13 protein-coding genes are annotated in these 12,664 nt (G+C 72.1%); 8 read left to right on the top strand and 5 right to left on the bottom strand.

The annotated features are described in order from the left end of the window. Both ccsB and A9X03_RS04355 read left to right on the top strand, forming a co-directional pair. The coding region (ccsB, locus tag A9X03_RS04360; protein WP_068259845.1) for a c-type cytochrome biogenesis protein CcsB at positions 1-674 on the top strand (674 nt) is incomplete at its 5' end. Between the two features lie 37 nt (positions 675-711). After that, positions 712-2,001 carry a MinD/ParA family protein gene (locus A9X03_RS04355; protein WP_369830994.1) on the top strand — a complete coding sequence of 430 codons (1,290 nt, stop codon included), beginning with the start codon at positions 712-714 and terminating at the stop codon, positions 1,999-2,001. A 4-nt stretch (positions 2,002-2,005) separates the two neighbouring features. Here the strand turns inward: A9X03_RS04355 and A9X03_RS29015 are convergent, their stop codons facing one another. Beyond that, positions 2,006-2,167 carry a hypothetical protein gene (locus A9X03_RS29015; protein WP_156670027.1) on the bottom strand — a complete coding sequence of 54 codons (162 nt, stop codon included), beginning with the start codon at positions 2,165-2,167 and terminating at the stop codon, positions 2,006-2,008. A gap of 46 nt (positions 2,168-2,213) precedes the next feature. On the opposite strand from A9X03_RS29015, the gene A9X03_RS04350 reads away from it, so the two are divergent. Then, complete coding sequence (locus A9X03_RS04350; protein WP_082970856.1) at positions 2,214-2,579, top strand: DUF4229 domain-containing protein; 366 nt, start codon at positions 2,214-2,216, stop codon at positions 2,577-2,579. Here A9X03_RS04350 and fabH read toward each other — a convergent pair. Next, entirely contained in the window at positions 2,573-3,580 is a 1,008-nt protein-coding gene (gene fabH, locus A9X03_RS04345) for a beta-ketoacyl-ACP synthase III (protein ID WP_067779324.1), read from the bottom strand. The two genes, A9X03_RS04350 and fabH, sit on opposite strands and share 7 nt — an antisense overlap. A 107-nt stretch (positions 3,581-3,687) precedes the next feature. After that, a complete protein-coding gene (locus tag A9X03_RS04340) occupies positions 3,688-4,560 on the bottom strand; it encodes a 1,4-dihydroxy-2-naphthoate polyprenyltransferase (RefSeq protein ID WP_067779322.1) in 873 nt (290 codons plus the stop codon). Between the two features lie 75 nt (positions 4,561-4,635). Here A9X03_RS04340 and A9X03_RS04335 point away from each other — a divergent pair, with 75 nt between their 5' ends. Together A9X03_RS04335 and A9X03_RS04330 are read left to right on the top strand one after the other, a co-directional pair. Beyond that, positions 4,636-5,412, top strand: coding sequence for an S-methyl-5'-thioadenosine phosphorylase (locus A9X03_RS04335; protein WP_067779319.1), 777 nt, complete (start codon positions 4,636-4,638; stop codon positions 5,410-5,412). Further along, the gene (locus tag A9X03_RS04330) at positions 5,409-6,437 is read left to right on the top strand and encodes an NAD(P)-dependent oxidoreductase (protein WP_068259841.1); all 1,029 of its coding nucleotides are present in this window, start codon (positions 5,409-5,411) and stop codon (positions 6,435-6,437) included. Before A9X03_RS04335 ends, A9X03_RS04330 begins: the two co-directional genes overlap by 4 nt. Positions 6,438-6,442: 5 nt before the next feature. On the opposite strand, the gene A9X03_RS04325 is transcribed toward A9X03_RS04330, so the two are convergent. Further along, complete coding sequence (locus A9X03_RS04325; RefSeq protein WP_068259839.1) at positions 6,443-8,107, bottom strand: hypothetical protein; 1,665 nt, start codon at positions 8,105-8,107, stop codon at positions 6,443-6,445. 278 nt (positions 8,108-8,385) lie between these two features. On the opposite strand from A9X03_RS04325, the gene A9X03_RS04320 reads away from it, so the two are divergent. The 3 genes from A9X03_RS04320 to A9X03_RS04310 are packed head-to-tail and all read left to right on the top strand — an operon-like array spanning position 8,386 to position 11,343. Then, positions 8,386-10,026 (top strand): hypothetical protein, encoded by a 1,641-nt coding sequence (locus A9X03_RS04320; protein WP_068259836.1) that lies wholly within the window; start codon positions 8,386-8,388, stop codon positions 10,024-10,026. A 7-nt stretch (positions 10,027-10,033) separates the two neighbouring features. After that, positions 10,034-10,687, top strand: a complete 654-nt coding sequence (locus A9X03_RS04315; RefSeq protein WP_068259833.1) for a glycosyltransferase family 2 protein — start codon at positions 10,034-10,036, stop codon at positions 10,685-10,687. After that, on the top strand, positions 10,684-11,343 hold the full coding sequence (locus A9X03_RS04310; RefSeq protein WP_068259830.1) for a DUF2064 domain-containing protein: 660 nt from the start codon (positions 10,684-10,686) through the stop codon (positions 11,341-11,343). Before A9X03_RS04315 ends, A9X03_RS04310 begins: the two co-directional genes overlap by 4 nt. A gap of 21 nt (positions 11,344-11,364) precedes the next feature. Here A9X03_RS04310 and A9X03_RS04305 read toward each other — a convergent pair. Then, positions 11,365-12,664 (bottom strand): hypothetical protein (locus A9X03_RS04305; RefSeq protein WP_156746466.1); only part of this gene is annotated, 1,300 nt, incomplete at its 5' end.

Below are 12,664 nucleotides of genomic sequence, written 5' to 3'. Positions count from 1 at the left end.
CCACCGTGCGGGTGCCGTGGGGCAACATGTACGAGTTCATCAACCTGACCTGCATGTGCGGGCTGCTCGCCGGGGCGTTCGTGTTGCGCCGCCCGCAATACCGCCCGCTGTGGGTCTTCCTGCTGGTGCCGGTGCTGATCCTGCTCACGGTGTCCGGGCGCTGGCTCTACACCAACGCCGCCCCGGTGATGCCCGCGCTGCAGTCCTACTGGCTGCCCATCCACGTCTCGGTGGTCAGCCTGGGCTCCGGGGTGTTCATGGTCGCCGGCATCGCCAGCATCCTGTTCCTGTTGCGCACCTCACGGCTGGGGGAGCCGGGCGCCGAGGGCGCCCTGGCCCGGATCGTGCGGCGCTTCCCCGACGCGCAGACGCTGGACCGCGTCGCCTACCGGACCACGATCTTCGCGTTCCCGGTCTTCGGGTTCGGGGTCATCTTCGGCGCGATCTGGGCGGAGGAGGCGTGGGGGCGGTATTGGGGCTGGGACCCCAAGGAGACCGTGTCCTTCGTCGCCTGGGTGATCTACGCCGCCTACCTGCACGCCAGGTCGACGGCGGGGTGGCGGGACAGGAAGGCGGCCTGGATCAACGTCGCGGGGTTCGTGGCCATGGTCTTCAATCTGTTCTTCGTTAACCTGGTGACCGTGGGCCTGCATTCGTATGCGGGCGTGGGGTGACCGCCAGCGACCGACCCAAGTAACGCAACAAGGGGGAGTGCACGTGTCCGACCATCCGTTGACGGGCGTGGGGGCGCCCGAGGAACCGACCACGCAAATGCCTCCGCAGGGGCCGGCTGCCTCGCCCGTGAACGCCGACGAACCGCCCGCCGACGGCGGCGATGCGCCGACCCGCGCCTTCGCCGGGTTCCGCACCGAACGGCGGCCCGAGCGGCGGGAGGCGGCGCCGCCGACCACGCCCCGGCCCGCGGGTATGCCGCCCTGGGATTCCACCCCGGTGACCGGAATCCCGCGGGTCGACCCGACGGCGTACGGCGCCTACTACAACGGCCCGGCCGCCGCGCCGCCCCCGCAAGCCCCGCCGCGGCCGGAGCCGCTGCCGCACACGCCGTACCCCGAGCTGTCCACCGGGATGCTGCTGCGGCCGGTCAAGCCGCCGCCGTCGGAGGGCTGGCGCCGGCTGCTCTACGAGGTGTCCGGCCACCTGATCAACCTCGGTGAGAGCCCGCGGGCCGCCCGCTACAACAACCTGGTGGCGCAGGTGAACCGGCCACTGCGCGGCTGCTACCGGATCGCGCTGGTGTCGCTGAAGGGCGGCGTCGGCAAGACGACGATCGCCGCGACGGTGGGCGCCACCTTCGCCTCCATCCGGGGTGACCGGGTGGTCGCGGTCGACGCCAACCCCGACCGCGGCACGCTGAGCCAGAAGATCCCGCTGGAGACCGCGGCGACGGTGCGTCAGCTGCTGCACGACGCCGGGAGCATCGAGCGATACAGCGATGTCCGCCGCTACACCTCGAAGGGGCCGAGCGGCCTGGAGGTGCTGGCCTCGGAAACCGACCCGTCGGTCTCGGAGGCGTTCAGCGCCGAGGACTACAGCCGCGTCCTGGACGTCCTGGAGCGGTTCTACGGACTGGTCCTCACCGACTGCGGGCCGGGGCTGCTGCATTCGGTGATGTCCTCGGTGCTGGAGAAGGCCGACGTTCTGGTCGTGGTCAGCTCCGGATCCATCGACGGGGCGCGCAGCGCGTCCGCGACGCTGGACTGGTTGGACGCACACGGCCACGAGGAGATGGTGCGCAACTCGATCGCGGTCATCAACGGGGTGCGGTCACGCACGGGCAAGGTCGACATGAACAAGGTGGTCGACCACTTCGCCCGCCGCTGCCGCGCGGTCCAGGTGGTGCCGTTCGACCCCCACCTCGAAGAGGGCGCCGAGATCGAGCTGGACCGGCTGAAGAGGTCGACGCGCGAGGCGCTCACCGAACTGGCGGCCATCGTCGCCGATGGGTTTCCGGGGGATCAGCGCAACCCCGGGGTCGCGTAGCGCCTCAGCGGGGGTTGTTGTCGTCGTGGCCCAACCGCCGCAAGAATTCCGGATCGTCGTCGGGTCCGATCACGCGCGTCTTCGGCCGGTTGATTTGCGACCGCGCCGCACGCCAGCCAACGTAGATCAGCGTCCCCAAAATCAGGACGAGCAGCAGGTAGAGCACTCAACACCTCCTCGAACGAATATACCCGCGCCGTAGGCTCTCCCCTGTGTCAGAAGCAGCCAGCGACAACGCCCCAGGCGACGGCCAGGGCCGGGCGCCGGGCGCCGGCCGCCGGGCCGTCATCGACGTTCTGCTCTACGCCGCGGCGCGCCTGCTGCTGGCGGTGATGCTCGCCGCCGTGATCTACGGGGTGGCGCGCTTGATGGGGGTCAGCCAGTTCCCGGTCGTGGTCGCCGCGTTGTTCGCGCTGATCATCGCGATGCCGCTGGGTATTTGGCTGTTCGGCCCGTTGCGCCGTCGCGCCACCGCGTCGCTGGCGGTGGCAGGCGAGCGCCGGCGCCGGGAGCGCGAACAATTGCGGGCCCGGCTGCACGGCGAGCCCGCGCCCGACGAGCGCCCGGCCGATCAGTAGTTGGGCATCCGCACGACCTGCGCGGCATAACTGAGGCCCGCGCCGTAACCGATCAGCAGGGCCAGGTCGCCGGGCTTGGCCTCCCCGGTCTCCAGCAGCTCGGCCATCGCCAGGGGGATCGAGGCCGCCGAGGTGTTCCCGGTGTGCTCGATGTCGTTGGCGACGACGGCGTCCGGCCGCAACTCCAGGCTCTTGGCCAGCACCTCGTTGATGCGGCTGTTGGCCTGATGGGGCACGAACACGTCGATCTCGTCGGGTCTGATGCCCGCCGCGTCCATCGCCTGCCGGCCGACCTTGCCCATCTCGAACGCCGCCCACCGGAACACCGCGCTGCCCTCCAGCCGCAGGAACGGGCGGGGACCGGTGGGGGCGTCCATGTAGTCGATCCAATCGATGTCCTGCCGGATCGCCAGGGCCTGTTCGCCGTCGCTGCCCCAGATGGTGGGCCCGATGCCCTGGTCGGGTGTCTCGCCCACCACCACGCCCGCCGCGCCGTCGGCGAAGATGAAGCAGTTGGTGCGGTCCTGCATGTCCACCGTGGGGGACAGCTTCTCCGAACCGAGGACCAGCACCTTGGCGGCGGTCCCGCCACGGATCATGTCGGCCGCGACGCCGAGCGCGTAGCCGAAGCCGGCGCAGCCCGCCGAGACGTCGAACGCGGGCACGCCCGTGGCGCCCAACGCTGCGGCGACGGCCGGGGCGCACGCCGGGGTCTGCAGGAAATGGGTGCTGGTGGCGACGATGACGCAGTCGATGTCGGACGGCGTCAGCCCCGCGGTCGCGATCGCCTGCCGCCCGGCCTCGGTGGCCATGGACGCGGCGGATTCGTCGCGGGCGGCGAACCGGCGGGTCTTGATCCCGGTGCGGGTGAAGATCCACTCATCGGACGATTCGATGTTCTCGCATATCTCGTCGTTGGTGACCACCCGTTCGGGGCGGTACGCCCCGACGCTGAGCAATCCGATGTTCTCCGGTCCTCTGGTCGCGGCGATCTGCTTCACTGCTGTCCCCGATCGGTGTCGTCGATGAACGGCCGTTGATCGCCGGCCGACCACCCATTGTTATCCGATCCGTCGCCGGCGCGGGCAGTACCGACACATCCGGGGATTCAGCCGGCCAGCGCCAGGGCCGCCGCCACCGCGATCGCCCAGGCCACCATGGCCAGCCCGGTGTCCCGCAGCACGGGAATCAGCTCCGGACCGCCGCGCCCCGACCGCACCGGGCCCGCCGCGCGCAGCGCCAGGGGCGTGGCAACGAATCCCACTGCGCACCACGGCGTCGCGGCCATCAGCACCAGGGTCAGCAGCCCCGCGGTCGCCAGCAGCCCCTGGTAGAGGATGCGGGTGCGGGCATCGCCCAGCCGCACCGCCAGGGTGATCTTTCCCGATTGCGCGTCGGTCGGAATGTCGCGCAGGTTGTTGGCCACCAGCACCGACGACGACAGCGCCCCGATCGAGACCGCCAGCGCCAGCCCCACCCAGTCCACCCGCAGCGCCTGGGTGTACTCGGTGCCGAGCACGGCCACCAGCCCGAAGAACACGAACACCGCGACCTCGCCGAAACCCGCGTAGCCGTAGGGTTTCGAGCCGCCCGTGTACAGCCACGCGCCGGCGATGCACACCGCGCCCACGGCGATCAGCCACGGCGCGCTGACGAGCGCGAGGGCCAGGCCGGCGGCCGCCCCGAGCGTCAGGCTCGCCACCGCCGCGGCGAGCACCGATCGCGGGGTGGCCAGCCGCGAGCCCACCAGGCGCATCGGGCCGGCCCGGTCGTCGTCCGTGCCGCGGATGCCGTCGGAGTAGTCGTTGGCGTAGTTGACGCCGACGGTCAGCGAGACCGCGACGGCCAGCGCCAGCAGCGCCTTCCACCACACCGCCGATCCCAGCCACGCCGCCGCGCCGGTGCCCGCGACCACCGGCGCCACCGCGTTGGGCAGCGTCCGCGGCCGCGCACCAGAGATCCATTGCCCGAAATTGGCCACGAGGACATCCTGCCAGCACCCCGCCCCCGCCCCCGCGCCCACGATCCGGTGCGGGCCATGCACCAGAATGGGCGGATGCTCGGAGTCATCGGCGGCAGCGGCTTTTACACGTTCTTCGAGTCCGACACCCGCGTCGTCGACGTCGACACCCCGTACGGGCCGCCGAGCGCGCCGCTCACCGTCGGCGCCGTCGGCGGACACGAGGTCGCGTTCCTGCCCCGGCACGGGACCAGCCACCAGTTCTCGGCGCACACCGTGCCGTATCGGGCCAACATGTGGGCGCTGCGCAAGCTCGGGGTGCGACGAATCTTCGCGCCCTGCGCCGTCGGCAGCCTCGAGCCCGACAACGGTCCGGGCGCGGTCGTGGTGCCCGATCAGCTGGTCGATCGCACCAGCGGCCGCCCCGACACCTACTTCGATTCCGGCGGCATCCACGTCGACTTCGCCGACCCGTACTGCCCCAGCCTGCGCGCCGCCGTGACCGGCCTGCCGGGCGTGGTCGACGGCGGCACGATGGTGGTGATTCAGGGGCCGCGGTTCTCCACCCGCGCGGAGAGCCGGTGGTTCGCCTCGGCCGGGTTCGCCTTGGTGAACATGACGGGTTACCCGGAGGCGGTGCTGGCTCGGGAACTCGAAATGTGCTATGCGACAATCGCTTTGGTCACCGACCTGGATGCCGGGGTGGCGCCGGGTGAGCGCGTGACCGCCGTCGAGGTGTTCGCCGAATTCGAGAAGAACATCGGGGGATTCAAGGAGCTGGTGCGCCAGGCGATCGGCCGGGTGGCGAGCGAACGCAATTGCACGCACTGCCTGCCGCACACCGGGGTCACGCTGCCCGTCGAGTTGCCATGAGGGTGTTGCTCACCGGTGCGGCCGGTTTCATCGGGTCGCGGGTGGCCGCGGCGCTGCGGGCGGCGGGCCACGACGTGGTCGGCGTCGACGTGTTGCTGCCCGCGGCGCACGGCCCGAATCCGGTGCTGCCGCAGGGATGTCACCGCGTCGACGTCCGCGATGCCGACGCCCTGGCGCCCCTGCTGGACGGGGTGGACCTGGTTTGTCATCAGGCGGCGATGGTCGGGGCGGGCGTGGACGCAGCCGATGCCCCCGCCTACGGCGGCCACAACGATTTCGCCACGACGGTGCTGCTGGCGCAGATGTTCGCCGCGGGGGTGCGCCGCCTGGTGCTGGCCTCGTCGATGGTGGTGTACGGGCAGGGCCGCTACCACTGCGGGCGGCATGGGGACATCGACCCGCTGCCGCGGCGGCGCGAAGACCTCGAAGCCGGGATCTTCGAACACCGCTGCCCGATCGGCGGCGAGGAGCTGCAGTGGCGCCTCGTCGCCGAGGAAGCGGCGCTGCGGCCGCGCAGCCTGTACGCGGCCAGCAAGACCGCGCAGGAGCACTACGCCCTGGCGTGGTCGGAGTCGACGGGCGGGTCGGTGGTGGCGCTGCGCTACCACAACGTCTACGGCCCCGGCATGCCGCGCGACACGCCGTATTCCGGGGTGGCGGCGATCTTCCGGTCGTCACTCGAAAAAGGCGAACCACCAAGGGTTTTCGAGGACGGCGGCCAGATGCGGGACTTCGTCCACGTCGACGACGTCGCCGCCGCCAACCTCGCGGCCACCCAGCACACGGACGGATTCACCGCGGTGAACGTCTGTTCGGGGCGGCCGGTCTCGATCCTTGAGGTGGCCGGCGCGCTGTGCGATGCGCGCGGTGGTTCACCGGCGCCGGTGATCACCGGCCAGTACCGCAGCGGCGACGTGCGCCACATCGTCGCCGACCCGGCCCGGGCGGCCGAGGTGCTGGGTTTCCGGGCGCGCGTCGGCCCGGCCGAGGGCCTGCGGGAGTTCGCGTTCGCCCCGCTGCGCTGAGCCCATCAGGGCTGTGGCGGGCGGTAGATCTTGGGTTTCTGAAGGGGTATCTGCCGCGTCGCGGAGTCGTCGCCCCGGAAGATCCGGGGGCCGGTGCTGATCCGGGTGGTCGCCGCGGCCGACGGTGTGGCGGCCTGGCCCACCGGCACGCGCGCCCGGGGTCCGGTGGGAGCGCCGCCCGCCGGGGCGGCGGCCTTGCGGGCGATGCGGCGGCGGCGCAGGCGCCGGCCGCGGAGCTGCCCGGTGACGATGGCCGCCCCCAGGATGCACAGCGCAAGGCCGCACAGGGCCACGTCGAAGGTGCTGGTGATCTGCTGGGCGAGGTTGTTTCCGTAGACCGGGTGTTGCGCCGGGGAGGTCGGTGAGTCCGCGAATCGCGGTGCCAGCACCACGCCCACCACCACCCGCGCGACGCTCAGTGTGGCGACCAGCCCGCACAGCGACGAGATCAGTCGCGCGGAGCGGGTGGCGTCGGCCAGGTTGATGCGCAGCCAGATCGCCAGCAGCGCGGTGGTCAGATCGAACCCGGCCAGCACCACGCTGTCGTAACGCGAGAAGGGGTAGTTCAGGCTCACGGAGACGAAGAGATCGGTCAGCCGCATCACCATCGAACCCAGGCCCCATACGGCGATGAGCAGCAAGCCATTTCGGGCCGCCGCCCGCCAGGCGCTCTCCTCGGCCCCGGTGGTGTTCCGATGACCAAAGAGGGTCCGCGGCGCGAACACGGCCCCGGCCGCGGCCCACGCCAGGTAGCCCTCGAAGCCGACCCCGGCGGTCGAGGTGTTCTGCGCGATGCCGTGGAACGCGTCGATGTCCCGCCCCAGCGGCAGGCTCCACACCAGGACGCCGGCGACCGCCGTCGAGGCGCCGAGCGCGACCGTGGCCAGCCGGGCGGATCTGGTGCCGCGCAGCAACCACCTGGCGGCGACCAGCACGGCGACCAGGGCCACCACGCCGTACACCACCGCCGTCACGATGACCGCGACGTTCTGCTTGCCGAACGCGGCGGCGCCTCCGGTGTTCTGCAGCGCGTACCGCACCCGCCAATACAGGTTGAAGCCAAAACTGAGCACCGCCAACGCCATCGACGCATAACCGATGAGCCGGGCCGCCCTCAGCCAGCCGGCGTACTCATCGCCCTCGGGCACCGGTCCCGAGCGGGCGCCGTTGGCGACCGCTTGCGCGCTCAGCAGCGACCCGGCGATGCCCACCCACGCCCCGGGCCCCACGCCGCCCGGCACGTTCACCGTGCCGCCGAACCGGACGGTCTCGAACGCGTCGAACCCGACGAACGCCAGCACCAGAAGCGCGTAGGGGATGTTGAGCGCCAGGCGAAGCCGGCCCGCCCTGGCGGGGTTGAACCGCGCGCCCGACGTCCTCCAGGAACCGGCTACCGCGACGGCGACGAGGGAGAGCACCGTCACCGCCAGCAGCGCGGCGAACAGGACCGGCTTGCTGCCCGGAATCCCCACGCCGAAATACAGATTCCACGGCAGGAAGAGGGCGATGACGAGCAGCGCGACGGCGGTCAGGTCGCCGGCCCAGCGGCGGCGGGTCGGATCGGGCGTTGCGGCCGCGGCGTTCGGGCCCGGCCGGACGATGCGGGTGGTCTCCTGCGCCTGTCGTTGAATGGGGCCGGTGGGCGCGTCGTCGCTGCTCTGGCTCACCATGCCCCCCGCAAATCAACGACGATCGCCTGCTGCGCAGCTTCGGTTGCGCGGCGGGCGAATACCCTGCCGGGGCGGCCGCACTGCTCGCTTGCGAACATAATCTCCGTTCGGACGCCGTGGCAGATTCCCCGGCGACCGTCCTGTGGTTCGAGAAGCTGGTTACGCTGCGCTATAGGCAAACCTTGTCGCCCGAATAACGGATACTGCCAACGGTATCGCAAGTGTAATGATGCCGGGACATTGCTGGTCGTGGGGTGGCCAGCCGAAGGAGAACCGGGATGGACGTCGTGTTGGGGGTCGCGGTCACGGGCCCCGTCGCCCGCTTGGCGCTTGTCGGGCCGGGCGCCGACGTGATCGACCAATCCGTCGTCGACCTGGAGGACAACCCGGTCGGCAAACTCACCGAGACGGTGGTCGGCACCAATCGGCTGCTGGCGGACGAGAACCACCGGCTGGTGGGCACCCGGCTGTGCTGGAACGACGATCCGCTGGCCGGGCAGCTGCGGCAGGCGCTGGAGAACTCCGGCGTCCCCAACGTCGCCGTGCTCTCCGAGTCACAGGCGGTGGCCGCCCTGATGCGCGCGGCCGGGCGCCCCGGCGCCGCGCTGGTGATGAACGACGCGACGGCGACGCTGTCGGTGCCGGGCTCCGCCGAGGACCAGGACGCACCGCCGACCGTGCTGGCCCAGCAGCCGCTGGCCGGCGGCGACGCCACCGCCACCTTCGACACGATGATGGCCCAACTCGGGAACCGGCCGGACGCCCCGGGCGAGGTGTACCTGGTGGGCGATTCCGCCGAGCTGACCCGGGTCGCCGACCAGTTCCGCGATGCGTCGACCATGCGGGTGCAGGTCGCCGAGGACCCGTCTTTCGCGGTCGCCCGGGGCGCCGCCATGGCGGCCGCGGCGCAGACGGCGTTGTCGGCCGGGGATGCGACGGCGATGGCTCCGGCGGTGGGGCTCACGGGCGACGAGACCGCGATGGCGCCGGCCACGGGGCCCACCGGGGACGAGACGACGGTGGTGCCCCCGCCGGCCGCCGAGGAACCGCAGCTGGCGTACTCGATGACCGAGGACGCCGAGCCGTTCGCCGGCGACGATTACGACCCCGAATACGACGAATACGACGGATACGACGACTTCGATCAGACCGAGGCCATCCCCTCGCGGCTCAGCCGCCGGTCCCTGGTGGTCGGCAACGCCGTGATCGCCTTCGCCGTCATCGGTTTCGCGTCGCTGGCCGCCGCGGTGGCCATCGCGGTGCGTCCCACCGCGAGCCAGCAGCCGGTGGTGGGCCACCAGAACGCCGCCCCGGGCAAGTTCATGCCGTTGTTGCCGACGCAGCAGCAGGCGCCGGTGCCCCCGCCTCCGGCCGACCAGCCCAACGCCGGTTTCCAGGGTGGCGTGATCCCGGACGCCAATGGCCTTCTTCCGGCGCAGGGCACCTCGCCCGGCGCGGGTGTCCCGGCCGCGCCCGCCCCGGTGGCGCCCGACGTGCCCGGCGTCGTCCCCAACCCCAATCCCGCTGTGCCCGTTCCGATCCCGGTCATCGTTCCCGTCCCGATATATCCGCCGCCCTTCAACCCGCCGACGACCACGCCGCCGACGATCACAACCACCACCACCACGACGCCGACGATCACCACCACCACAACGACGCCCACGACCACGGAGCCGTCCACCACCACGCCCACCACGACGGTGCCGACGACGACCACCCCGCCTACGGTGACGACCACGACGCCGCCGACGAACACCAAGACCCCGCTCACCTCGACGCAAACGCCGACCACCGCGGCGCCCCCGCCCAGCACCCACGAAACGACGGTGGCGCCGCCGCACACGCAGACCCAGCAACCGCAGACCCAGCAACCGCAGACGCTCGCCCCGCAGCAGCCTCACCCCCATCGCGGGTTCTGAGCCGGTGATGCCCAACGCGGTCACGGTGGTGCTGCCCTGCCTGAACGAGGAGGAGTCACTGCCGGCCGTGCTGGCCGCCATCCCCGCCGAATACCGGGCGTTGGTGGTCGACAACAACAGCACCGACGACACCGCCGCGGTGGCGCGGCGGCACGGCGCCGAGGTGGTCGCCGAGCCGCGGGCCGGGTACGGCTCGGCGGTGCACGCGGGCGTGCTCGCCGCGACCACCCCGATCGTCGCGGTCATCGACGCCGACGGCTCGATGGACGCCGGTGACCTGCCGCGCCTGGTCGCCGCGCTCGAGCAGGGCGCCGACCTGGTGATCGGCCGGCGCCGGCCGGTGCCCGGGCTGCATTGGCCGTGGGTGGCCCGGGTCGGCACCGTGGTAATGAGCTGGCGGCTGCGCACCCGCCACGGATTGCCGGTGCACGACATCGCGCCGATGCGGGTGGCGCGGCGCGAGGCGCTGCTGAACCTCGGCGTCGCCGACCGGCGCTCGGGCTATCCGCTGGAGCTGCTGGTGCGCGCGGCGGCAGCCGGTTGGCGCGTGGTCGAGCTCGACGTCAGCTACGGTCCCCGCACCGGCGGGACGTCGAAGGTCAGCGGGTCCCTGCGGGGGAGCGTCACGGCGATCCTGGACTTCTGGAAGGTGATCTCGTGACCTTGCCGGTGACGCTGCTGGTGGTGGCCAAGGCGCCGGAGCCGGGCCTGGCCAAGACCCGGCTCGCGGCCACCGTGGGGGACTTGGTGGCCGCCGAGATCGCCGCGGCCGCGCTGTTGGACACGCTGGACGCGGTCGCCGCCGCGCCGGCGGCGAACCGCGTGGTGGCCATGACCGGCGATCTGGATGCGGCGGCCGGGGCCGCCGAGATTCGGCAACGGCTGCAGGCTTTTACGGTGATTCCGCAGCGCGGTGCCGACTTCGCCGACCGGCTGGCCAACGCCCACGCCGACGCCGCCGACGGCTATCCGGTGGTGCAGATCGGGATGGACACCCCGCAGGTGACCGCCGACCTGCTGACCGACTGCGCCCACCGGCTGCGGGAGGCGCCGGCCGTGCTCGGGCCGGCCGTCGACGGCGGCTGGTGGGTGCTTGGTCTGCGCAGCCCGGCGGCGGCCGAATGCCTGCGCGCCGTCCCGATGTCCCAGCCGGATACCGGATTGCTGACGTATCGAGCGTTGCACGACATGGGAATCGAGCCCTACGCGGCGCCGGTGCTCGCCGACTTCGACGTCGCCGACGACGTGGCCGTGGTGCGCGCGGCCTGCGGCCCGTCCAGCCGCTTCGCGGAGGTCACCCGCGCGGCCGGGCTGTAGCCCGCGAACCGCCGGGGCCGCCTACCAGTTCGTCACGATGACGGTGTTCAGCAGCACGGCGCCGGCGGCGTTGAGCGCCAGCCACACCCGGTGCGACCGGACGGGCAGCAGCGCGGGCGAAGCCGTGAGCCAGATCGTGAATGGCAGCCAGATGCGCTCCACCTCGGCCTTGCTGAGCATGCTCAGGTCGGCGCACGCGATGGCGGCCAGCACGCCCAGCAGCAGCAGGTGAAACCCGGAGCGGCGGCGGATGGCCGCCGCGTCGAACACCCGGCTGACGCCGGCGACGCTGCCCAGGCCGATCGCACACACGACGGACGCCAGGTTGGCCCAGCTCCAATACTGAAACGGGCGGTCCTTGGCGATGCCCTGCCAATACCGTTGCTGCACAAGGTTATAGCCGTCGAACCAGTAGAACCCCGCCACCGCAAAGGTTGACGCCACGGCCACGGCTGCCAGCGTGGCCGGGCCGAGCGCCCGCAGCGCCGCGCGCCAGTCGGCGGCCGAGGCCAGCACCGCCAGCGCCGGCAGGCCCATCAACATCAGGCCGTAGTTGCAGAACACGCCCCAGCCCAGCAGCAGCCCCGCGGCGGCGGCCACCAGCGCGGGGAAGCGGGTTCCGCGGTGCACCGCCACGGCCAGCAGCGCGATGCCCCATGCCGCCACCCCGGCGAAGTAGCCGTCGGCGGAGACCGCGATCCAGATCGCCGTCGGCGCCACCGCCACGAACGGCGCGGCGCGCCGCGCGGTCCGGTCGTCGGCCAGTGCGCGGACGGCGATCAGCACCGCGGCCGCCGCGCTGGACCCGGCCAGCAGGCACAGCAACCCCGCCCAGGCGCCCCCGTGCAGGCCGATCCGGTCCAGCCAGACGAACGTCAGCAGCGCCCCGGGCGGGTGCCCGGAGACGTGGGTGGTCCAGGAGTTCGGTTGGTAGTCGACGATCCGGCTCGCGAAGGTGCGCAGCGTGGCGGGGATGTCGGTGATGCCCGGCACCTGCGACAGGTACTCGTCGCGGGTGGTCAGCCGGCCGGCGAAGCCGCGCTGCCAGCCGTCGATCATCGCCAGCGCGAAGGCCCACCCGCAGGCGGTGGCCCACGTGCTCAGCGTCAGGAGCCGCCACGAAAGGCGTTGCGCCAGAAGTGGTCCCCACACCACCGCGGCGATCGCGATGGCGATGGCAGGCCCGGTGCCCCAGCTGGCGTGAATCTCCCAGGCGCCGAAGATCGGGGCGGCCCCGGTGTGTGTGCCGAACCGCTCCTGGCCGACGTCGGTCCTCGGCCGCACACCCCAGTGCAGCCGCGGCAGCACGAACGCCGCGCCC

It is taken from the genome of Mycobacterium sp. E1715 (genome assembly GCF_001667625.1).
Classification (GTDB): Bacteria; Actinomycetota; Actinomycetes; order Mycobacteriales; family Mycobacteriaceae; genus Mycobacterium.
This window is presented reverse-complemented; position numbering and strand designations above follow the sequence as displayed.